Source organism: Streptomyces sp. NPDC001568, assembly GCF_042893755.1.
Taxonomy (GTDB): domain Bacteria; phylum Actinomycetota; class Actinomycetes; order Streptomycetales; family Streptomycetaceae; genus Streptomyces.
Map to the genome: position 1 here is coordinate 411,649 of NZ_JBIAVF010000003.1, position 20,013 is coordinate 431,661.

22 protein-coding genes and 3 tRNA genes are annotated in these 20,013 nt (G+C 72.2%); 13 read left to right on the forward strand and 12 right to left on the reverse strand.

Features of this window, described 5'->3' with window-relative positions; translation table 11 throughout:
* Positions 1–13 precede the first annotated feature (13 nt).
* A complete protein-coding gene (locus tag ACFY0I_RS07670) occupies positions 14–454 on the reverse strand; it encodes an SSI family serine proteinase inhibitor (protein WP_388891563.1) in 441 nt (146 codons plus the stop codon).
* A gap of 277 nt (positions 455–731) precedes the next feature.
* On the opposite strand from ACFY0I_RS07670, the gene ACFY0I_RS07675 reads away from it, so the two are divergent.
* From ACFY0I_RS07675 to ACFY0I_RS07685, 3 genes are all read left to right on the forward strand, one after another.
* Positions 732–822: transfer RNA gene (locus tag ACFY0I_RS07675), tRNA-Ser, on the forward strand.
* Between the two features lie 273 nt (positions 823–1,095).
* A tRNA-Arg gene (locus ACFY0I_RS07680) sits at positions 1,096–1,168 on the forward strand.
* 109 nt (positions 1,169–1,277) lie between these two features.
* Positions 1,278–1,643 carry a PH domain-containing protein gene (locus tag ACFY0I_RS07685; protein WP_388891565.1) on the forward strand — a complete coding sequence of 122 codons (366 nt, stop codon included), beginning with the start codon at positions 1,278–1,280 and terminating at the stop codon, positions 1,641–1,643.
* Between the two features lie 72 nt (positions 1,644–1,715).
* Here the strand turns inward: ACFY0I_RS07685 and ACFY0I_RS07690 are convergent, their stop codons facing one another.
* Entirely contained in the window at positions 1,716–2,630 is a 915-nt protein-coding gene (locus tag ACFY0I_RS07690) for an SMP-30/gluconolactonase/LRE family protein (protein ID WP_388891567.1), read from the reverse strand.
* A 107-nt stretch (positions 2,631–2,737) separates the two neighbouring features.
* Here ACFY0I_RS07690 and ACFY0I_RS07695 point away from each other — a divergent pair, with 107 nt between their 5' ends.
* The 9 genes from ACFY0I_RS07695 (at position 2,738) to ACFY0I_RS07735 (ending at position 12,137) form a co-directional block, all read left to right on the forward strand.
* Positions 2,738–3,172 carry an Lrp/AsnC family transcriptional regulator gene (locus ACFY0I_RS07695; protein WP_362875033.1) on the forward strand — a complete coding sequence of 145 codons (435 nt, stop codon included), beginning with the start codon at positions 2,738–2,740 and terminating at the stop codon, positions 3,170–3,172.
* Complete coding sequence (locus tag ACFY0I_RS07700; protein ID WP_388891570.1) at positions 3,169–4,050, forward strand: DUF2797 domain-containing protein; 882 nt, start codon at positions 3,169–3,171, stop codon at positions 4,048–4,050. Before ACFY0I_RS07695 ends, ACFY0I_RS07700 begins: the two co-directional genes overlap by 4 nt.
* A gap of 126 nt (positions 4,051–4,176) precedes the next feature.
* Positions 4,177–4,515, forward strand: a complete 339-nt coding sequence (locus tag ACFY0I_RS07705) for an antibiotic biosynthesis monooxygenase family protein (RefSeq protein WP_388891573.1) — start codon at positions 4,177–4,179, stop codon at positions 4,513–4,515.
* A gap of 64 nt (positions 4,516–4,579) precedes the next feature.
* Positions 4,580–5,413 (forward strand): amidohydrolase family protein, encoded by an 834-nt coding sequence (locus tag ACFY0I_RS07710; RefSeq protein WP_388891836.1) that lies wholly within the window; start codon positions 4,580–4,582, stop codon positions 5,411–5,413.
* Between the two features lie 98 nt (positions 5,414–5,511).
* Positions 5,512–6,279 (forward strand): response regulator transcription factor, encoded by a 768-nt coding sequence (locus ACFY0I_RS07715; protein ID WP_388891576.1) that lies wholly within the window; start codon positions 5,512–5,514, stop codon positions 6,277–6,279.
* A gap of 17 nt (positions 6,280–6,296) precedes the next feature.
* Positions 6,297–7,868, forward strand: coding sequence for a sensor histidine kinase (locus tag ACFY0I_RS07720; protein ID WP_388891839.1), 1,572 nt, complete (start codon positions 6,297–6,299; stop codon positions 7,866–7,868).
* Between the two features lie 25 nt (positions 7,869–7,893).
* The gene (locus tag ACFY0I_RS07725) at positions 7,894–9,321 is read left to right on the forward strand and encodes a glycosyltransferase (protein ID WP_388891579.1); all 1,428 of its coding nucleotides are present in this window, start codon (positions 7,894–7,896) and stop codon (positions 9,319–9,321) included.
* Entirely contained in the window at positions 9,318–11,555 is a 2,238-nt protein-coding gene (locus ACFY0I_RS07730; RefSeq protein ID WP_388891582.1) for a glycosyltransferase family 39 protein, read from the forward strand. Before ACFY0I_RS07725 ends, ACFY0I_RS07730 begins: the two co-directional genes overlap by 4 nt.
* 138 nt (positions 11,556–11,693) lie before the next feature.
* Positions 11,694–12,137 (forward strand): TetR/AcrR family transcriptional regulator C-terminal domain-containing protein, encoded by a 444-nt coding sequence (locus tag ACFY0I_RS07735; RefSeq protein WP_388891585.1) that lies wholly within the window; start codon positions 11,694–11,696, stop codon positions 12,135–12,137.
* Here ACFY0I_RS07735 and ACFY0I_RS07740 read toward each other — a convergent pair.
* Positions 12,134–13,822, reverse strand: coding sequence for an MDR family MFS transporter (locus ACFY0I_RS07740; protein ID WP_388891588.1), 1,689 nt, complete (start codon positions 13,820–13,822; stop codon positions 12,134–12,136). The genes ACFY0I_RS07735 and ACFY0I_RS07740 overlap by 4 nt on opposite strands.
* A gap of 14 nt (positions 13,823–13,836) precedes the next feature.
* Entirely contained in the window at positions 13,837–14,271 is a 435-nt protein-coding gene (locus tag ACFY0I_RS07745) for a MarR family winged helix-turn-helix transcriptional regulator (protein ID WP_388891591.1), read from the reverse strand.
* Positions 14,272–14,406: 135 nt separating this feature from the next.
* On the opposite strand from ACFY0I_RS07745, the gene ACFY0I_RS07750 reads away from it, so the two are divergent.
* Positions 14,407–14,646, forward strand: coding sequence for a hypothetical protein (locus ACFY0I_RS07750; RefSeq protein WP_388891594.1), 240 nt, complete (start codon positions 14,407–14,409; stop codon positions 14,644–14,646).
* Positions 14,647–14,706: 60 nt separating this feature from the next.
* On the opposite strand, the gene ACFY0I_RS07755 is transcribed toward ACFY0I_RS07750, so the two are convergent.
* From ACFY0I_RS07755 to ACFY0I_RS07790, 8 genes are all read right to left on the reverse strand, one after another.
* Positions 14,707–15,540 carry a hypothetical protein gene (locus tag ACFY0I_RS07755; protein ID WP_388891597.1) on the reverse strand — a complete coding sequence of 278 codons (834 nt, stop codon included), beginning with the start codon at positions 15,538–15,540 and terminating at the stop codon, positions 14,707–14,709.
* Positions 15,541–15,620: 80 nt separating this feature from the next.
* On the reverse strand, positions 15,621–16,460 hold the full coding sequence (locus ACFY0I_RS07760) for an RNA polymerase sigma factor SigF (protein WP_281209802.1): 840 nt from the start codon (positions 16,458–16,460) through the stop codon (positions 15,621–15,623).
* A gap of 232 nt (positions 16,461–16,692) precedes the next feature.
* Entirely contained in the window at positions 16,693–17,535 is an 843-nt protein-coding gene (locus ACFY0I_RS07765) for an RNA polymerase sigma factor SigF (protein ID WP_362875019.1), read from the reverse strand.
* Positions 17,536–17,743: 208 nt separating this feature from the next.
* The gene (locus ACFY0I_RS07770; protein ID WP_362875018.1) at positions 17,744–17,905 is read right to left on the reverse strand and encodes a hypothetical protein; all 162 of its coding nucleotides are present in this window, start codon (positions 17,903–17,905) and stop codon (positions 17,744–17,746) included.
* Positions 17,906–18,275: 370 nt separating this feature from the next.
* On the reverse strand, positions 18,276–18,566 hold the full coding sequence (locus tag ACFY0I_RS07775; RefSeq protein ID WP_388891601.1) for a hypothetical protein: 291 nt from the start codon (positions 18,564–18,566) through the stop codon (positions 18,276–18,278).
* Positions 18,567–18,707: 141 nt separating this feature from the next.
* Positions 18,708–18,794: transfer RNA gene (locus ACFY0I_RS07780), tRNA-Ser, on the reverse strand.
* An 89-nt stretch (positions 18,795–18,883) separates the two neighbouring features.
* Positions 18,884–19,312 (reverse strand): tRNA adenosine(34) deaminase TadA, encoded by a 429-nt coding sequence (gene tadA / locus ACFY0I_RS07785; protein ID WP_383987626.1) that lies wholly within the window; start codon positions 19,310–19,312, stop codon positions 18,884–18,886.
* Between the two features lie 62 nt (positions 19,313–19,374).
* The gene (locus ACFY0I_RS07790) at positions 19,375–19,923 is read right to left on the reverse strand and encodes a hypothetical protein (protein WP_388891604.1); all 549 of its coding nucleotides are present in this window, start codon (positions 19,921–19,923) and stop codon (positions 19,375–19,377) included.
* Between the last annotated feature and the right edge of the window lie 90 nt (positions 19,924–20,013).

The following is a 20,013-nucleotide window of genomic DNA, read 5'->3' on the forward strand; positions in this document are numbered from 1 at the left end:
GCATACTCCCAGGTCAGGAACGCGCACTCGGAAGCACAGGTTCCAACTCGTTCCACCGGGCGATGTCGCATCCGTTCTGCCGGCGGAACGTGCTGTCCACCTTCTCGCCGCGCCAACTACCGGTGACGCGGGCGGTCGCGGGGCCGCCGTCCTGGAAGGTGCAGATCTGCCGCTTCGGCTCGGCGGCGAAGGGATTCTTGCCCTGCCGGGCGAGTTCGTCCAGGCGCGCGCAGGCCTTCTTGGCCTCGGGGTGGGTGCCGCCGACGGGGTCGCACTCCAGGCGGTACTCGCCGTCGAGGAACCGGTTGCCGGTCTCGGAGACGGCGATGGTGAGGTGGTCGGGGGCGGGGGCGGACAGCAGTCGTGCCACCGGCAGGGACGGCAGCGGCGGCAGGGGGCCGGCGGCCGCTGCGGCCAGGGCTGAGGTGACGGCGAAGGCGGCGAGACGCAGCATGGGGCACTCCAGGTCGTCCGTACGTCGTACGCCCCACCAACGACGCGCCCGCCCCGATGTTGCGTACGGGCAGGGGATGTGCGGCGTACGTGTGCCGCACGTGTGTGCCGTGCCCCGGCCGATCCGGGTGTCGTCACCCCGCCGATCCGGCTTTTCGAAGGAGCGGGCTTAAGGCTTTGCCCTGCGCCCCCGGCTCCTTGTACCGTGGGAGCGGATTGGTGAGCGGCCCTACGGCTGTGTCATCATCTGCACGCACCTTCGTACGCGGGGGTGTGCTGGAGGCGTCGCCTAGTCCGGTCTATGGCGCCGCACTGCTAATGCGGTTTGGGGCTTACCCCCCATCGAGGGTTCAAATCCCTCCGCCTCCGCACCTGACGAAGCCCCGGTCCACACGGACCGGGGCTTCGGTGCGTTCCGGGACGTTGACGCGGGCCGCCCGCGTCCGGTCGGCTCCGGGCGCTCGCCCGGCGGAGTGTCCTGCGGGCGGGCGCGAAGGACTCCCCCGCGAACCTCCGGACGATCTTCTTCTGGGACGTTTTCGCAGCTCAGAAGGGGTGGAGCTAATGGATTTCGCGTCCCGCCGAGGTCCATGTATTGTTGTTCTCGCAAGGCCAACCGGGCGCAAAACCCCGAGAAGCCAAGCACTCGTAGCTTAACGGATAGAGCATCTGACTACGGATCAGAAGGTTGCAGGTTCGAATCCTGCCGAGTGCACAACCGAAAGGCCCCCCAGTTCGCTGGGGGGCCTTTTGCGTTGCCTTGACGTCGCCGTCGCTAGCCTTCGAAGGACTGTTGATCGTTTCGATCCTTCGAGGGGGGACCCATGGGTCTGTTCGGGAACGCGCACACCGTCGATCCGGTTTCGGCGCAGCGGGACTACGCCCGGCTGCTGGGGCACGGCGAGCAGGTGCACGCCGCCTATCTGCTGATCCGGGACACGATCCTGTTCACCGACCGGCGGCTGGTGCTCGTCGACAAGCAGGGACTCACGGGGAAGAAGGTGGAGTACCACTCGATCCCCTACCGGAGCATCACGCACTTCTCCGTGGAGACCGCCGGTCACTTCGATCTCGACGCCGAGCTGAAGATCTGGATATCGGGCACCTCGGCGCCGATCGAGAAGACCTTCACCAAGGGCGTGGACATCTACGAGGTGCAGGCGATCCTGACCCAGTTCGTCGCGCGGTAGGACGGGACGCCGGGGCCGCGCGCTAGCGGCCCCGGCCGGCGGCCGGGGCCGGGTGGCCGGGTGCTCGGGTGCTCAGGTGCGGACGCGGGGCAGGCCCGTCACGGACATCACCAGTGAGTAGAGCGAGGTGGTGGCGGTGATGAAGAGGCGGTTGTTCTTCGGGCCGCCGAAGGCGATGTTCGAGACGGGTTCGGGGACGCGCACGCGGCCGATGAGGTCTCCGTCCGGCGCGTAGCAGTGCACTCCCGATTCGATGGCGGCCGCCCACAGCCGGCCCTCGTCGTCGAAGCGGATGTTGTCGGCCCGGGGGCAGGTCGTGAAGACGCGGTCGCCGCTGAGGGTGCCGTCCGCGTCGACCTCGAAGGCGCGGATGTGGCCCGCGCGGGTGTCCGCCGCGTACAGCTCGCTCTCGTCCGGGGAGAAGACCAGGCCGTTCGGGCCGAGGAAGTCGCCCGCGACGAGGCGGACCTCGCCGGTGGCCGGGTCGGCGCGGTAGAGGTTGCAGGCGCCGATCTCGCTCGGCGCGCGGTGGCCCTCGTAGTCGCTGGTGATCCCGAAGTCCGGGTCGGAGAACCAGATGGAGCCGTCCGAGCGGACCACCGCGTCGTTCGGGCTGTTGAGCCGCTTGCCGTTCCAGCGGTCGGCGACGACGGTGATCCGGCCGTCGGGTTCGGTCCGGGTGACGCGGCGGTTGCCCTGCTCACAGGTGATCAGGCGGCCCTCGCGGTCCAGGGTGTTGCCGTTGGAGTGGCCCGCCGGCGAGCGGAACACCGAGACCGCGCCCGTGGTCTCGTCCCAGCGCAGCATCCGGTCGTTCGGGATGTCGCTCCACACCAGCTGGCGCCAGGCCGGCAGGTACAGGGGACCTTCGGCCCAGCGGCAGTCGTCGTACAGCCGCTCCAGGCGCATGTCGCCGTTGGCGCAGCGGCCGGTACGGAAACGTTCGTCCAGGATCTCGTACAAGGCGCGGTCGGCTATGGCTGACATTCTTCCCCCTGAGTTCCAGTTTCCCGAATTTTGTTCGGTGTGATGGTGAGATTGCAGGATCAGGTACCGTCTTCGCAAGAGCTGCCGGCTCATGAGAGGAAGATCGCGTGGACGACATCGACCGGGCGCTCGTCCTGTGTCTCCAGCAGGACGCGGGTCAGTCGTACGCAGCCCTCGGCGCCGCCGTCGGGCTCTCGGCCGGGGCGACCCACGAACGGGTGCGCAAGCTCCGCGAGCGCGGGGTCATCCGACGGACCACCGTCGACGTCGACCCGGCCGCCGTGGGCAGCGGGGTGCTGGCCTACGTGATGGTCGACTCCCGCGTCTGGATGGGCGAGTCCGGGCCCGCGTTCGAGGCGATCCCGGAGATCCAGGAGGCGCACGTCATCGCGGGCAGTGCCTCCGTCCTGGTCAAGGTCCGCACGGCCTCCACCGGGCAACTGCAGGACGTACTGCGCCGGCTGTACGCGATCGAGGGGGTCAGCGGCACGCACGCCACCGTCGTCCTCGACACCTTCTTCGAGCGGCCGCTCCCGCTGTGACCTGGAGGTGCACCGGCATCCGGTGGTCGGACGGGAGGCCCGCCATCGGATGGACCGGCCGCGAGGACCGCGACAGCCCGCTCGCCCTCGGGCAGCGCCTGGCGTTCACGGCGGTGGGCGAGCGCCGCTGCCTGGGCGTGCGCCGGGCCGGGAAGCGCACCCCCTGTCCCACGGGCCTGGCCGTCCCGGGCCGTACGGGGAACGCCCAGTGCCCCGAGTGCGCCCGTCTGGACCGGTCCTTCTCGGTGGCGGCCGACACCAACGCCGCCGATCCGCGCCCCTACCGCGTCTACCTGGCGTGGTTCGGCCCGGACACGGTCAAGGTCGGCATCACCGCCGAGGAACGCGGCCCGGCCCGGCTGCTGGAGCAGGGCGCGGTGACGTGGACCTGGCTGGGGCGGGGCCCGCTGATGGCCGCGCGCCGTACCGAGGAACTGCTGCGGGCCGCCCTCGGGGTGCCCGACCGGATCGCCTACGCCCGCAAGCGGGTCCTGCGCGGCCTGCTGCCCGCCGAGTCGGAGCGGGCCCGGGAGGTCGCCGAGCTGCACGCCCGGTCCGCCGCGCTGCCCGGGTGGCCGGAGTCCCTGGAGCGGCTGCCGTGCGCCGTCGTCGACCACGCCGCGCCCTTCGGGTTGGCCGGACTGCCCGCCCCGGCCCGCGTGGTCACCGAGATGGTGCCCGGCGGGACCGTGGTGGGCGTACTGGCGGGCGCGGCCGGGCCGGACCTGCACTTCGCCGACGGGATCGTGGTGGACGCGAGGCTGCTGGCCGGTTGGGAACTGGCCGCCGTACCCGGGGAGGTGGAGGCCGTCACCGACGTACCGCTCGCGGACATCGCCCCGCCGGCGCCGGAGGCCGAGCAGGACGGGCTGTTCTGACCGGAGGGGGAGCGCTCGGGCCGACTCCCGCCCCCGACGGGCCCCCGGGTCAAAACTTGGATCCCTTTGGCCTTCCGCGGCCGATTGCGGTGGACACGCCGGAGCGGTCCGCCGAGGGTGGTGGGCATGAGCATCCAGCCCGTCCAGGCGTTCGAACCGCCGTACGTCATGGCCGTTTTCAGCAATGTCCGCACCCCCGACGAGAGCGGATACCCCGAGACCAACGCCCGGATGAACGAGATCGTCGCGCAGAACCCCGGCTTCCTCGGCTACGAGTCCGCGCGCACCCCCGGCGGCCTCGGGATCACCGTCGCCTACTTCCGCGACCACGAGTCCCTCGCCGTCTGGCGGGAGGACCTGGAGCACCAAGCGGCCATGAAACAGGGCCGCGCCCACTGGTACGACAGCTACACCCTGCACGTCGCGACGGTCGAACGGAGCCACGGCTTTGTCCGCAACGGCTGATTCGTGGGGGACCACAACGGATGGCACGGTCCGGGCGGTCCGGGCCTTCCGGGAGCGGCTCGGGCTGCCGGGACTGGTCGACGTCCACACGCACTTCATGCCCGAGCGCGTCCTGGACAAGGTGTGGGAGTACTTCGACGCGGCAGGCCCGCTGACCGGCGTCGCATGGCCCATCACCTACCGGCACGAGGAGGAGCGACGCATCGCCCTGCTGCGGGAGTTCGGCGTGCGGGCCTTCACCGCCATGCTCTACCCGCACAAGCCCGGGATGGCCGCCTGGCTCAACTCCTGGGCCGTCGACTTCGCCGCCCGCACCCCCGATTGCCTGCACACCGCGACCTTCTTCCCGGAGGAGGGCGTCGCCGCGTACGTGGGCCGGGCGCTCGACGCCGGGGCCCGCGTCTTCAAGGCGCACCTCCAGGTCGGCGGCTACGACCCGAACGACGACCGGCTCGAACCGGTCTGGGGACTGCTCGCCGAAGCCGGCGCCCCCATCGTGATCCACTGCGGTTCGGGCCCCGTGCCCGGCAAGCACACCGGCCCCGAGCCGATCGCCCGGCTGCTGGCCCGCCACCCCCGGCTGCCGCTGGTCGTGGCGCACATGGGCATGCCCGAGTACGTCGACTTCCTGGACCTGGCCGACCGGTACCCGGAGGTCCGCCTCGACACCACCATGGCCTTCACCGACTTCTCCGCGCAGTTCAGCGACTTCCCGCCGGGAGACCTCGGACGGCTCGTGGACCTGGGCGAGCGCATCCTGCTGGGCACCGACTTCCCGAACATCCCCTACCCCTACGAGCACCAGCTGGAGGCCCTGGAACGCCTCGGTCTGGGCGATGACTGGCTGCGCGCCGTCTGCCACGACAACGGCGCCCGACTGTTCCGCCTCGACGGCTGAGGGACGCTCGGGAAGCCGCCGGGACCCCGCAGGCGATTCTCAGGAGATTCACAGGAAGGGGCAAGAACGCTCTCAGAGGCGGCGGCCAGCGTGAACCCATGACTGCGACGACCACCTCCCACGCGTCCACGTCCACCGGCAACCCGACGGCCCTCGTGCGCCCCGACGGGGGACCCTGCCGGGTCCTCGTCGTCGACGACGAGGCCTCCCTCTCCGAGCTGCTGTCCATGGCCCTGCGCTACGAGGGCTGCCAGGTCCGCAGCGCCGGCGACGGGGCGGGCGCCGTACGGGCCGCGCGCGAGTTCCGGCCGGACGTGGTCGTGCTGGACATCATGCTCCCGGACATGGACGGGCTGGCGGTGCTCGGCCGGCTGCGGCGGGAGATCCCGCAGGTGCCGGTGCTGTTCCTGACGGCCAGGGACTCGGTCGAGGACCGGATCGCGGGCCTGACGGCCGGCGGCGACGACTACGTCACCAAGCCGTTCAGCCTGGAGGAGGTCGTGGCCCGGCTGCGCGGCCTGGTCCGCCGCTCGGGCGCGGCGCAGGCCGCACGCGGCGGCTCCGTCCTGTCCGTCGGCGATCTTCGCCTCGACGAGGACAGTCACGAGGTGGTCCGGGGCGGCCAGGAGGTCCACCTGACCGCCACCGAGTTCGAGCTGCTGCGCTACCTGATGCGCAACCCGCGCCGCGTGCTCAGCAAGGCGCAGATCCTGGACCGCGTCTGGTCCTACGACTTCGGCGGCCAGGCCAACGTGGTGGAGCTGTACATCTCCTACCTGCGCCGGAAGCTGGAGGCGGGCACCGGCCTGCCCCCGATGATCCACACCCGGCGCGGCGCCGGATACCTGATCAAGCCGGCCGAGTAGTGCCCGTACGCCTCCCCCTGCCGGCCCGCCGGTCCGCCCGACCCGCCGCCCGCCGGTCCGCCCGACCTGCCGCCCGCCGGCCGTGGTCCCTGCGGACCCGGCTGGTGGTCTCGGCGGTGGCGCTGATCGCGGTCGTCGGCGCTGCCATCGGCACCGTCACCACCCTCGCGCTGCGCTCCTACCTGGTCGACCGGCTCGACGAGCAACTGAACGTCTCCCTGGGCATCGCCCTCCGCGGCCCCGGAGCGGGCAAGGCCTCCCGGGACAACCCGCTCGGCTTCGTGCTGGCCCCCGGCAACCCGCAGAACACCGCCGGGATCCGCCTCGACCCCACCGGCAAGGTCCTCGGTACCGCCCGCAGCACGCCCGCCGACGGATCGGCGGCCGACCACCTGCGCGCCCTCACCGACGCCCAGACAGAGGCCCTGGCCGACGTCGCGCGCAAGGCCGCGCAGGGCGGCGGAGCCCCTGTGGAACTGGAGCTTCCCGGCCTCGGGGGCTACCGGGCGCAGACCGCGCCCGGCGGGAGCCTGGTCCTCGCGCTCCCGCTCCGCGACGTCGACCGTACGGTGCACACCCTGATCGGGGTCGAGGTCTCCGTCACCCTGGCCGGGCTGATCGCGGCCTCCCTGGCCGGACAGGCCCTGGTCGGGGTCGCCCTGCGACCGCTGCGCCGCGTCGCCGCCACCGCCACCCGGGTCTCCGAACTGCCCCTGCACAGCGGGGAACCCGCACTGCACGAACGGGTCCCCGACGCCGAGGCCGACCCCCGTACGGAAGTGGGGCAGGTCGGCGCGGCCCTCAACCGGATGCTGGGCCACGTGGCCTCCGCGCTCACCGCCCGCCAGGAAAGCGAAACCCGGGTCCGGCAGTTCGTCGCCGACGCCAGCCACGAGCTGCGCACCCCGCTCGCCTCCATCCGGGGCTACGCCGAACTGACCCGCCGGGGACGCGAGGAGCCCGGCCCCGACACCCGGCACGCCCTGGGCCGGATCGAATCCGAGGCCACCCGGATGACGGGTCTCGTCGAGGACCTCCTGCTGCTGGCCCGGCTCGACGCCGGCAGGCCGCTGTTCGCCGACGCCACCGACACCGATCTCGCCCCGCTCGTCGTGGACGCCGTCAGCGACGCCCGGGCCGCCGGTCCCGGACACCACTGGAGGCTCGACCTGCCCGAGGAGCCCGTACCCGTACGCGCCGACCCGGCCCGGATCCAGCAGGTCCTGGTGAACCTCCTCGCCAATGCCCGCACCCACACCCCGCCCGGTACGACGGTCACCGCCCGTGTTTCACGTGAAACAACCACCGTCCGACTGCTGATCGAGGACGACGGGCCGGGCATCCCGCCCGAGCTGCTGCCCCACGTCTTCGAACGCTTCGCCCGCGCGGACGCCTCCAGGTCCCGGGCCGCCGGTTCCACCGGTCTCGGGCTCGCCATCGTGCACGCCGTGGTCTCGGCGCACGGCGGACGGGTCGGCGTACGCAGCGCACCCGGCCGGACCTCCTTCGAGGTGCACCTGCCCCTCGTCGGCGAACGCGGCGATCCTCCGGACTCACAGACGGGCCACAGGCTCAGCACACAGCGGTGACAGGCCGGCCCGCGAGGGTCGTTCCATGTCAACCGACGCCTCTCCCGGGGCCCTTCCGGCACGGACGCCCCTCGCGCCCCTGCCCGGTGTGCCCGTGCTCGACGTGGTGATCCCGGTCTTCAACGAGGAGAAGGACCTCGGCCCCTGCGTCCGCCGGCTGCACGCCCACCTCACGCGCACCTTCCCCTACCCCTTCCGCATCACCATCGCCGACAACGCCAGCACCGACCGCACCCCCGAGGTCGCGGCCGCCCTCGCCGTCGGATGTCCGGAAGTACGCAGCACCCGGCTGGAGGAGAAGGGCCGCGGCAGGGCCCTGCGCACCGTCTGGTCCCGCTCGGAGGCGCCCGTCCTCGCCTACATGGACGTGGACCTCTCCACCGACCTGAACGCCCTCCTGCCGCTGGTCGCCCCGCTGATCTCCGGCCACTCCGACCTCGCGATCGGCACCCGGCTCGCCCGCTCCTCGCGGGTGGTGCGGGGCGCGAAGCGGGAGTTCGTCTCGCGGGCCTACAACCTGCTGCTGCGCTCGTCGCTCGCCGCCCGGTTCAGCGACGCCCAGTGCGGGTTCAAGGCCATCCGCGGCGAGGTCGCCGAACGGCTGCTGCCCCTGGTGGAGGATTCCGGCTGGTTCTTCGACACCGAACTGCTGGTGCTCGCGGAGCGGGCCGGGCTGCGGATCCACGAGGTGCCCGTGGACTGGGTCGACGACCCCGACTCCACCGTCCACATCGCGCGCACCGCCGCCGAGGACCTCAAGGGGGTCTGGCGGGTGGGCCGCGCCCTGGCCGTCGGCGGGCTCCCCCTCGACCGGCTCGCCCGTCCCTTCGGGGACGACCCCCGGGACCGCACCGCCCTGCCCGGAGTCCCCCGCGGGCTGGCCCGCCAACTCCTGGGCTTCTGCGCCGTCGGAGTCCTGAGCACCCTGCTCCACCTGCTGCTCTACTCCGCCCTGCGCGGGACGGCCGGACCTCAGGGCGCCAACGCGGCCGCCCTGCTGCTGTGCGCCGTCGCCAACACCGCGGCCAACCGGAGGCTGACGTTCGGCGTGCGCGGCCGGGCCAATGCGATCCGCCACCAGGCCCAGGGACTCGTCGTGTTCGGCATCGGACTGGCCCTGACCAGCGGTTCGCTGGCCGCGCTCGGGGCGGCGAGCACCGAGCCCTCGCACGGCACCGAGCTGGCCGTCCTGATCACCGCGAACCTCGCCGCCACCGTCCTCCGCTTCCTGCTCCTGCGGGCCTGGGTCTTCCCCGACCCGCCCGCCCGGCCCACGGCGCCGGGTCACCGCACGAGCCCCGCGCCCGTCGCGACTCCCGCGATCCCGATGCGCTCCACGACCCCGACGACCTCGATGCGCTCCATGACCTCGACGGACCCCATGACTCCGATGCACCCCATGACCCCGACGGACCCGACCGCCGTTGCCCAGACGACCCAGGAGGGCCCGTGACCACGGCCGCACTGCCGCTCTTCCCACCAGCCGCACCCGAACCCGCACCCGTCACCCTCCCCGCCGCGGCCGTGCGGCCGCGCTGGGAACGCCCCGCGTACGCCGCCCTGCTCCTGGGCACGGCCCTGCTGCTCCTGTGGAACCTGGGCTCCTCCGGCTACGCCAACTCCTTCTACTCCGCGGCCGTCCAGGCCGGCTCCGAGAGCTGGAAGGCCTTCTTCTTCGGCTCCTCCGACGCCGGCAACTCCATCACCGTCGACAAGCCCCCGGCCGCCCTGTGGCCCATGGCGCTGTCCGTCCGCCTCTTCGGGCTCGGCTCCTGGCAGATCCTCGTCCCGCAGGCCCTGATGGGCGTGGGCACCACCGCGCTGCTGTACGCGTCCGTACGCCGCCAGTTCGGGCCCGCCGCGGCCCTGCTCAGCGGCAGCGCCTTCGCGCTCACCCCGGTCGCCGCGCTCATGTTCCGCTTCAACAACCCGGACGCGCTGCTCACCCTCCTGCTGACCGTCACCGTGTACTGCGTACTGCGTGCCCTGGAGGGGGCGCACACCCGCTGGCTCGTCTGGGCCGGCGTCGCGGTCGGCTTCGCCTTCCTGACGAAGACCCTCCAGGCCTTCGTCATCCTGCCGCCGCTCGCCCTGCTGTACGCGCTCTGCGCGCCGACGCGGCTGCGCCGACGCCTGGGCCAGCTGCTGCTGGCGGGGGTGGCCGCCGTGGTCGCGGGCGGCTGGTGGGTCGCCGTGGTGGAGCTGTGGCCCGCCGCCTCCCAGCCGTACATCGGCGGCTCCCAGAACAACTCCTTCCTGGAACTGACCCTCGGCTACAACGGCCTGGGCCGGATCAACGGGAACGAGACCGGCAGCGTCGGCGGTGGCGGACGCCCGGGCGGTGGTGGCGGTGGCGGCTGGGGTGAGACCGGTATCGACCGGCTCTTCTCGGCCAATATCGGAGGGCAGATCTCCTGGCTGCTGCCCGCCGCGCTGATCCTGCTGGTCGCCGGCCTGGTCATCACCTGGAAGGCCCGTCGTGCCACCGATTCCCTGGAGGGCATGGCCCGCGCGGCCTTCCTCGCCTGGGGCGGCTGCCTGCTGATCACGGCCGTCGTCTTCAGTTGGATGCAGGGCATCTTCCACGAGTACTACACCGTCGCGCTGGCCCCGTTCGTCGCCGCCCTGATCGGGATGGGCGTGGGCGTGCTGTGGGAGGAACGGGGTTCCCGGGCCGCCGCGTTCACCCTCTCCGGGACCCTCGCGGCGACCGCGTACTGGTCCTTCGTCCTGCTCGGCCGGGCCGACGGTTACCTGCCCTGGCTGCGTTGGGCGGTCCTGGTGACGGGCGGGCTCGCCGCAGCGGCGCTGCTCCTCGCCGGCCGCCTCGACCGACGGCTGCTGCGCGCGACGGCGGCCCTGGGCCTGGCGGCCGCGCTGGCCGGCCCGCTCGCGTACTGCCTGACCACCGTGAGCGCCGGCCACACGGGCTCCATCGTGACGGCCGGCCCGGCCGTGGCGGGCGGCCGGGGCGGCCCCGGAGGCCCCGGCGGAATGCGCCAGGGCGCCGGCCCCGGCGGCGAGGCCCCGCCCGGAGGCGTCCCGGCGGGCGCACCGGTCGTACCGGGCACCGACGGACGCGGCGCCGCGGGCGGTGACGGCACGGGCGGCACGGGCGGTACCGACGGCCGGGCGGGGCGGGGCGTCCCGGGTGCCGCCGGCGGCACGGTGCGCGGCCCCGGTGGCACGGGCGGCGGTCCGGGTGGCATGGGTGGCACGGGCGGCGGCATGGGCGGGTTGCTGGGCGGCACCCGGGTCGGGGCCGAGGCGAAGGCGGCCCTCCAGGCGGACGCCGACCGGTACACCTGGGCGGCGGCGGCCGTCGGCTCGCAGAACGCGGCGAGCTACCAGCTGGCCTCCGGCGAGCCGGTGATGGCCATCGGCGGCTTCAACGGCAGCGACCCCTCCCCGACCCTGGAGCAGTTCCAGGCGTACGTGAAGGCGGGCCGCATCCACTGGTTCATCGCGCAGAACGGATCCCAGAACGGATCCCAGAACGGATCCGAGGCCGCCGGAGCCCCCGCGGCACCGGGGGCTGGGGGAGCCGGCGCAGGAGGCACCACCACCGGCGGCGGCGGTCGACCCGCCGGGGCCGCGGGTTCCGCCATCGAGACCTGGGTGCGGGCCGGCTTCAAGGCCACCACCATCGGCGGGACCACCTTCTACGACCTGACCGGCGCGTCCTGATCCCACCCCGCTCCCACCGCGACGGCGGAGGCACCCCCTCGCATCAAGAGGGCGGACCGGGCATTCCGGGCTGATCCCCTTGTGGTGAGGAGGGTGCCTCCATGGTGACCGACGCCGATCCGGACGGGGCCGGGACCAGTGTGTGGCGGACCGTCAGGCCCGTCGCCCCCACCAGACGCCGGAGCGAGGCCCCCTCGGGTCTCGACCGGGACCGGATCACCGCGGCCGCCGTGCGGCTCCTGGCCGGAACGGCTGCGGGAGCCGGCCCGCGGTTACCGCCGGCTGCTGGCGGAGCACGCGTGGCCGGCTCCGCTCAGCGTCGTCCATCCGAACATCGGCCCGCACGCGCGGGCCTTCGACGCGGCGCTGCGCCGGTTGCTGGACGAAGCGGGACTGGTGGGCGCCGGACGTACCGGCGCCCACCTGGCCGTTTCCCAGTTCCTGACCGGCAGCGGGCCGAACGGCTGCGGCGGGTTCGCCCGCCGGGCCCCCGACGCGGACTTCGACTTGGCGCTCGACGTCCTGATCGCGGGCATCCGGGCCGGGGCCGGCCCCACCACCTCCGGCGGATCCCGGGTCTAGGACCCGGTCGTCCGCTCGCCGGCCTCGCTCCGGGTACCGACCTGAGCCGGTACCGGGGCCGGGGTGCCGGCCGGAGCCGAGGCCGTGGAGCCTTCGGCCGCCGGGGCGTGCGCGGCCGGCTTCGACTTGAGCGCGACCTCCTTGATGAACAGCACCAGCACCAGGGAGAGCAGCGCGAACGGGGCGGCGTAGAGGAAGACGTCGCCGACCCCGTGGCCGTACGCGGCCTCGATGACGGTCCGGAACGGCGCGGGCAGCTTGTCGAGGTCGGGGATGCCGCCCCCGCCGGTGCCGCCGTGTCCCATGGCCGCGGCCTTCGGGCCGAGGGCGGTGAGGCCGTCCTGGACGTAGTGGGTGACCCGGGTGGCCATGACCGCGCCGAGCGCCGAGACGCCGATGGCGCCGCCGAGCGAGCGGAAGAAGGTGACGACGGAGCTGGCCGCGCCGAGGTCCTCGGGCGCCACCTGGTTCTGCGTCGCGAGGACCAGGTTCTGCATCATCATGCCGAGACCGAGGCCGGTCAGCGCCATGTAGACGGCGATGTGCCAGTACGGGGTGTCGTAGCGCAGGCTGCCCAGCAGGCCGAGGCCGACGGTGAGCAGGACGGCGCCCGAGACGAGCCACGCCTTCCAGCGACCGGTCTTGGTGATGACCTGGCCGGAGACGGTGGAGGAGACGAACAGGCCGGCGATCATCGGGATGGTCAGCACGCCGGACATGGTGGGGGACTCGTTGCGGGCCAGCTGGAAGTACTGGCTGAAGAAGACCGTGCCGGAGAACATCGCGATGCCGACGAACAGGGAGGCCGCCGAGGCCAGGGTGATGGTCTTGTTGCGGAACAGCCGCAGCGGGATGATCGGGTCGCTCGCACGGGACTCGACGAGCACGAAGAGCAGACCGAGCGCCACGGCGCCGCCGGTCATCGCCCAGGTCTGCCAGGAGATCCAGGCGTAGGAGTCACCGGCCTGGGTGACCCAGATGAGCAGCAGCGAGACCGAGCCGCTGATCAGGAAGGCGCCCAGCCAGTCGACCTTGACGTCGCGGCGCACGACCGGGAGGTGCAGGGTCCGCTGGAGCACGATCAGCGCGATGATCGCGAAGGGCACGCCGACGTAGAAGCACCAGCGCCAGCCCAGCCACGCGGTGTCGGTGATGACGCCGCCGAGGAGCGGGCCGCCGACGGTGGCGACGGCGAAGACGGCGCCGAGGTAGCCGCTGTAGCGGCCGCGCTCGCGCGGGGAGATCATCGCGGCCATCACGATCTGGGCGAGGGCGGAGAGACCGCCGACGCCGATGCCCTGGACCACGCGGCAGGCGATGAGCATCCCGGTGTTCTGGGAGAGGCCGGCGACGACGGAGCCCAGGACGTAGATGACGAGGGATATCTGGACGAGCAGCTTCTTGCTGAAGAGGTCGGACAGCTTGCCCCAGAGCGGGGTGGCCGCCGTCATCGACAGCAGGGCCGCGGTCACGACCCAGGTGTAGGAGGACTGGGTGCCGCCGAGGTCGCTGATGATCTCGGGCAGCGCGTTGGAGACGATCGTGGAGGACAGGATCGCCACGAACATGCCGAGCATCAGCCCGGACAGTGCCTTCATGATCTGCGGGTGGGTCATCGGCGCGCTGTCGGACGTGGTCTCCGACCGGCCGCCTTCCCGCACACCGTTGGGTGTGGTCGTAGCCATGCGTTTCCTTAGTACTAGAAGCTCGATCGGAGTCGGGCCAGCAGGGTGTTGAGTACGTCGATGTCCGCGGCCGACCAGTCGGCCAGGGCCGTTTCCAGCGCCCCGGTGTAGCGCGCGCCGAGCTCGTCGAGCAGCGCGCGCCCCGCCGGGGTCAGGCGCAGGATCCGGCAGCGGCCGTCGACCGGGTCGGTCTCCCGCTCGATCCAGCCGCGCTGGGCCACGTGGGCCACGTGGCGGCTGGTCACCGAGATGTCGACGGCCATGAACTCGGACAGTCGGCTCAGCCGCATCTCCCCGTGCCGGTCGAGCACGGTCAGGACGGCGGCGGAGCCGGACGGGCAGTCGTGGGGCAGGATCCGGGCCAGGTCGCGTTTGACCGCTCCGATGCCGGTGAGCTGGCGGGCCAGCTCCTCGTAGCGGGTACCGCTCCGTGTGGTCGGCGTGGTCACCGGACATCCCCCATCTTGTTGCTTAGGGCAACCATAGAAGCGGATGGTTGCTACAGGCAAATGAATCCGGGGGGTCCGGCGGTAAAGGAATCGGAAAACCCGCCGGCGGCGGAAAACCCGCTAGGGTCCTGGGCCATGGCTGCGAACCATGACTCTCCCGAGCCCGAGGCCGGCTACGACCCGGCGGGCAGTACGCAGATGTTCCGCGCGTTCGTCGACGAGGCCGCACCGGCCCGCACCCCGTCCGTCCCGGGCGCCCGACGACGCCGGAAGGACGCCGACAAGGGGAACGGGGTCAAGCTCGCCCTGGCCCTGGCCCTGGCCCTCGCCCTGCTCCTGGCGATCGGCGCCGCCCTCTGGCTGGTCCTGCGCTGACCCCGAAGGCCGGACCCCGCCGATCCGGACGGCTGATCCGATCCGCCCCGTGGCTCCGCGCTAGCTCCAGGACGCGGTGACCCTACGGGTCTCCACCCGCATGCCCAGCGGGACCCGCCAGGCCTCCACGCACACCGTGTACGTCTGCGTCCGCGCGGCGCCCGCCGCGATGGGGCCCGGCAGCGGCTGGGAGGTGTGGATCGTGGCCCAGTCGACGCCGAGCGCGCCGATGATGTGGGTCTCGAAGCCGACCGTGCCCGAACGGGCCGCCGTGCCGCCGGTGTTGGTGAACGTGACCGTGACGCGCTCGCACCGCCGCTCGGACGCCGCCGCGCGGGTCGGCGCGCTCAGCGACAGCTTCGCGGCGGTGGCGGGCGGGGGCGGCGGTGGTGGCGCGGGCGTGCCGGTGCCGGGCTTCGGCGCCGGCGGCGTGGGGGTGCCGGGCGTACCCGGGGGCGTGCCCGGTGTCGTCCCCGGCCGCCCGGGCGGGGTGCCGCCGGGCGTGGCGGGTCGGCCCTGGTCCGGCGGGGTGCCGGGGGCCGGCGCGGAGCCGCCCGGGGCGGTGGCCGTCCCTCCGCCCTCGCCGGAGCTCGCGGGGGGCTGTGACCCCGGGGCGCCGGGCGTCGTAGGACCGTCGTCGGAGGGGCTGCCCGTCACGGGGACGGACGCCGAGGCGGAGGACGCCGCCGGGGCGTCCGGCGGTGGCGCCGCGAGCGGCTGGAACTCCACCCCGGCGCGGGGCGCGACGTTCTCCCCCGCGCCCCTCTCGGGCCCGGGGGCGGCCGCGCCCACGGCGAGGTAGCCGTCCCGTGCCGGGCCGCCGCAACCGGTGAGGGCGGCGGCGGCCGTACAGCACAGGGTGAGGGCGAGCGCCGCGCGGGATCCCGTTCGCATCGCGCCAGTTTTCCTGACGGCACGTCAAATAGGAACCCCGCGCCGGAGGTTCGGCCCCCCACTCGGGAGGGCCGGGCCCCCTACTCGCCGATCAGGCCCACGCGGAGCTGCGCGAGCGTGCGCGTCAGCAGCCGGGAGACGTGCATCTGGGAGATGCCGACCTCCTCGCCGATCTGCGACTGGGTCATGTTCGCGAAGAACCGCAGCATGATGATCTGCCGTTCCCGGGGCGGGAGTTTGGCCAGCAGCGGCTTCAGGGACTCGCGGTACTCGACACCCTCCAGCGCGGTGTCCTCGTACCCCAGCCGGTCGGCGAGGGAGCCCTCGCCGCCCTCGTCCTCCGGGGAGGGCGAGTCGAGCGAGGAGGCGGTGTAGGCGTTGCCGACGGCCAGACCGTCGACGACCTCCTCCTCGGTGACCCCGAGCACGGCCGCGAGCTCGGGAACGGTCGGCGACCGGTCGAGCTTCTGGGCGAGCTCGTCGCTGGCCTTGGTCAGCGCGAGCCGCAGTTCCTGGAGCCGGCGCGGGACGCGGACCGACCAGGACGTGTCCCGGAAGAACCGCTTGATCTCGCCCACGACGGTCGGCATCGCGAACGTCGGGAACTCGACCCCGCGTTCGCAGTCGAAGCGGTCGATCGCCTTGATCAGGCCGATCGTGCCGACCTGGACGATGTCCTCCATCGGCTCGTTGCGGCTGCGGAAGCGGGCCGCCGCGTAGCGCACGAGCGGGAGGTTCAGCTCGATCAGGGTGTCGCGTACATAGGTCCGTTCGGGGCTGTCCGCGTCCAGGGCGGCAAGTCGCCGGAAGAGGGAGCGGGAGAGGGTGCGGGTGTCGATGGCTTCCGAGCGGTCGGACACTGCCGGCTGCTCACGCTTGACGAGCGTGAGCACTTTGGAGCTGCCCTGGTCTACGGACATGCCACCCCCTTGAGGTCGCGGACGGTCGCGTGTTCTGCGCGCCCGTCGGAGGAACGCAGCCTCCACCTGAATACCGGAGGCGGGGCTGCGGCAAACGCGGTTCCAGCAGAATGTCACATGTCGGCAACACGCTGTAGCGTCATGTCGACAAGTATCTCCAGCGACAGAGCGCGGACCGACCGGAATGAGCCGGTTCTGTAGGGAAACGCGGGAATGCCTCCACCCGATCCGGTTAAGCCTCGATCCTGTTTGCGGATCTCAGTCGGGCGAAGCTCCGCGCGAGCAGCCGGGACACGTGCATCTGCGAGACGCCGAGCTCGGCGCTGATCTGCGACTGGGTCAGATTGTTGTAGTACCGCAGGAGCAGGATCCGTTGCTCGCGTTCGGGCAACTGGACGAGCAGGTGGCGGACGAGGTCGCGGTGCTCGACCCCGGCGAGTTCCGGGTCCTCGTAGCCGAGCCGGTCCAGCAGGCCGGGCATGCCGTCGCCCTCCTGGGCGGCCTCCAGGGAGGTCGCGTGGTAGCTCCGGCCGGCCTCGATGCAGGAGAGCACCTCGTCCTCGCCGATCCGCAGCCGCTCGGCGATCTCGGGCGTGGTCGGGGTGCGGCCGTGGAGGGTGGTGAGGTCCTCGGTGGCGGCGTTGACCTGCACCCACAGCTCGTGGAGCCGGCGCGGGACGTGGACGGTGCGGACGTTGTCGCGGAAGTACCGTTTGATCTCGCCCACCACGGTCGGCATGGCGAAGGTCGGGAACTGCACCCCGCGCTCCGGGTCGAAGCGGTCGATCGCGTTGATGAGCCCGATCGTGCCGACCTGGACGACGTCCTCCATCGGCTCGTTGCGGCTGCGGAAGCGGGCCGCCGCGTACCGGACGAGGGGGAGGTTCGCCTCGATCAGGGCCGCGCGCACCCGGCGGTGTTCGCCGGTGCCCGGCTGCAGGCCCTTCAGCTGCCCGAAGAGCACCTGGGTGAGGGCCCGGGTGTCGGCGCCCCGGCTCTGCGGCCGCGGGGCGGCCGGAGGCTCTTCCTGGACGTCCTGCTGGGGTGGCACCTGAGGCGCAGTACTGGCCGGCACGGTCACGCCACCCCTTCAGTCAACTCATCCGTCAAAAGCGGTCATAGCATCACAAGAGATGTGCACTATACGCAAGCACCGTATATAGCCGTGTTGAGGGCAAGTTGGGCATATAGGGACAATCCCTTGGATTCACGGGAATGCAAAAGACCCCCCACCCGTCGGAGTGGGGGGCCGGGAAGTCCGGAAACCGCTTCAGCGTACGGGCTCAGCTCACCAGTTCGGTCATGAACTCGCCGATGCCGGAGGCGGCATCCGAGATTCCCTGGAAGCCTATTTGGACGAAATCTGCGGCTTTGACCGGCTGGGTGATGATCACGTAGAGCACGAAGACGACGAGCGCGCCCATGATGATCTTCTTGGTGTCCATGAGCGGTGACGGCCTCCCCAACCGGTCCTGCAAAGTCGGGTGAGTCTAACCGGTCGGGTTCGGACACTCACCTGCCCTTTAAGGACCAATGACCCGGCCGTACGGGCCCTTTGCCGGACTGTTTCCGGTCGTGGAAGGCGCAGGATTGAACACGAGCCCACCGGTTCTGGCAGGAAATCGGTGGGTGAGGGACAGGGCCTCACTGCGGGGTCCGAGCCGCAAGCTTCCCCCCTGACTGCGGCTCGGACTGGCGGGTTCCGTCCTCACCGGGGGAAGTGGCTTGTCCCCCCGATGCCACTTCCCCCGTCCATCGCGCAGAAGGTCCCGACTCCGGTCGGGGCCTTCTGCGCGTGTCCGGGGGCTTCCGGGGTTACTCCAGGCCGCCGGCCAGGTCGGTGATGGGCTGGACGGGGGCGATGACGGGGGCGAGCTGGTTCGGCAGCTCCATCAGCTGGTTGAGCTGGTTGGCGCCCTCGCTGACCTTCCCGCCGATCTCCTGGACGGAACGCGGCTGCGCGCCCTGCGGCATGCCCGGGCCGGCCGTCGGCAGGTCCGGGAGGGTGAGCGGGGCGATGGGTGCCGCGGTGGCCGCGGGTGCGGCGAGGCCCGCGGCGGCCCCCGCGAGGGCGATGGCGGCGAGCATGCGCTGGGTCTTGGTCATGCCGTGACAACGGCCGAGGGGCCGGCCGGTCACGCGGATGTCCCCCGGAGGGCCCCCGGGACCCCGCCCCGCAGGGCTCCCGGCCTCACCCCGGGAACGCCGAAAGCCCCGACCCTTGCGGGGCGGGGCTTTCGATCGGAGCGGTAGCGGTGGGATTTGAACCCACGGATAGCTTGCACCATCACACGCTTTCGAGGCGTGCTCCTTCGGCCGCTCGGACACGCTACCGAGAGAGAGCTTAGCCCAAAGAGCACGCTGAGCCGAAATCCGTATCCGCAGACCCCTCCAACGGCCCACCGGGGCCGCCGGAGCCCGTCTCACAGGTCGCGGAAGAAGTCCGTCAGTTGCCGCGCGCACTCGGCTTCGAGCACCCCGCGGATCACCTCCGGGCGGTGGTTGAGCCGGCGGTCCCGGACGAGGTCCCAGAGGGACCCCGCCGCGCCCGCCTTCTCGTCCCCCGCCCCGAAGACCACCCGGGCCACGCGGGACTGCACGAGTGCGCCCGCGCACATCACGCACGGCTCCAGGGTCACCACGAGGGTGCACCCCGTGAGCCGCCACTCCCCGAGCCGGGCGGCCGCCCGGCGCAGCGCCAGTACCTCGGCGTGCGCCGTGGGGTCGCCGGTGGCCTCGCGCTCGTTGTGCCCGACGGCGAGGAGTTCCCCGGCCGGGCCGAGCAGGACGGCACCGACCGGCACGTCGCCGGCCGGCACCGCGAGGGCCGCCTCCTCCAGCGCCAGGCGCATGGAGTCCCGCCAGGGGTCCCGTACGGGATCGGGTCCGTACGTGGTGTCGTGCGCGGTGCTCACTAGCGGACGGCCTCCAGGACCTCGGTGGCGCCGAGCGAGTCGGCGATCTCCGAGAGGGCGTCCCCGTCGAGGGTCATCAGTTGCTTGTTGCTGACTCCGAGGTCGTCCAGCAGCCGGGGGTCGCCGAGCGGACCGGCCGGGACGGGCTCGGAGCCCGTCACCACCCTGTCCTCCGCGTCGTCGCCCTCGTCCGTGAACGAGGCGACCGGTTCGTCCTCGCCGTCCTCGGTCCCGTCCAGGTCCAGTTCGTCGAGTTCGTCGTCCTCCTCGTCGCTGCCCAGCAGCTCTTTGGTCAGCATCGATCCGTAGGAGCTGCGGTCGGCTGCGGAGGCGTTCGATACGTAGTACCGGGGGTCCTCCTCGCCGTCCACGCGGACGACGCCGAACCAGGCGTCCTCCTGCTCGATGAGGGCGACCACCGTGTCGTCGTCGACAGCGGCGGAACGGGCGAGATCGATCAGATCACTGAGGGACTCGACGTCGTCGAGTTCCAGGTCGCTCGCTTCCCACCCGTCTTCGGTGCGCGCGAGCAGTGCGGCGAAATACACCGTGACTCTCCCACTGGTCATAGGCGTGCCGGTTGGAGGTCCCCCCGGCCGGAGGATGGGGTGGGATCAGCCGTGACGCATGCCAATCCG

Excerpts from the sequence above, each read along its gene's own strand:
- ACFY0I_RS07670 (WP_388891563.1), bottom strand. The coding sequence starts at position 454 with ATGCTGCGTCTCGCCGCCTTCGCCGTCACCTCAGCCCTGGCCGCAGCG.
- ACFY0I_RS07685 (WP_388891565.1), top strand. The coding sequence starts at position 1,278 with ATGGGTCTGTTCGGGAACGCGCACACCGTCGATCCGGTTTCGGCGCAG.
- ACFY0I_RS07690 (WP_388891567.1), bottom strand. The coding sequence starts at position 2,630 with ATGTCAGCCATAGCCGACCGCGCCTTGTACGAGATCCTGGACGAACGT.
- ACFY0I_RS07705 (WP_388891573.1), top strand. The coding sequence starts at position 4,177 with ATGAGCATCCAGCCCGTCCAGGCGTTCGAACCGCCGTACGTCATGGCC.
- ACFY0I_RS07715 (WP_388891576.1), top strand. The coding sequence starts at position 5,512 with ATGACTGCGACGACCACCTCCCACGCGTCCACGTCCACCGGCAACCCG.
- ACFY0I_RS07725 (WP_388891579.1), top strand. The coding sequence starts at position 7,894 with ATGTCAACCGACGCCTCTCCCGGGGCCCTTCCGGCACGGACGCCCCTC.
- ACFY0I_RS07740 (WP_388891588.1), bottom strand. The coding sequence starts at position 13,822 with ATGGCTACGACCACACCCAACGGTGTGCGGGAAGGCGGCCGGTCGGAG.
- ACFY0I_RS07750 (WP_388891594.1), top strand. The coding sequence starts at position 14,407 with ATGGCTGCGAACCATGACTCTCCCGAGCCCGAGGCCGGCTACGACCCG.
- ACFY0I_RS07755 (WP_388891597.1), bottom strand. The coding sequence starts at position 15,540 with ATGCGAACGGGATCCCGCGCGGCGCTCGCCCTCACCCTGTGCTGTACG.
- ACFY0I_RS07760 (WP_281209802.1), bottom strand. The coding sequence starts at position 16,460 with ATGTCCGTAGACCAGGGCAGCTCCAAAGTGCTCACGCTCGTCAAGCGT.
- ACFY0I_RS07770 (WP_362875018.1), bottom strand. The coding sequence starts at position 17,905 with ATGGACACCAAGAAGATCATCATGGGCGCGCTCGTCGTCTTCGTGCTC.
- ACFY0I_RS07775 (WP_388891601.1), bottom strand. The coding sequence starts at position 18,566 with ATGACCAAGACCCAGCGCATGCTCGCCGCCATCGCCCTCGCGGGGGCC.
- tadA (WP_383987626.1), bottom strand. The coding sequence starts at position 19,312 with ATGCGCCTGGCGCTGGAGGAGGCGGCCCTCGCGGTGCCGGCCGGCGAC.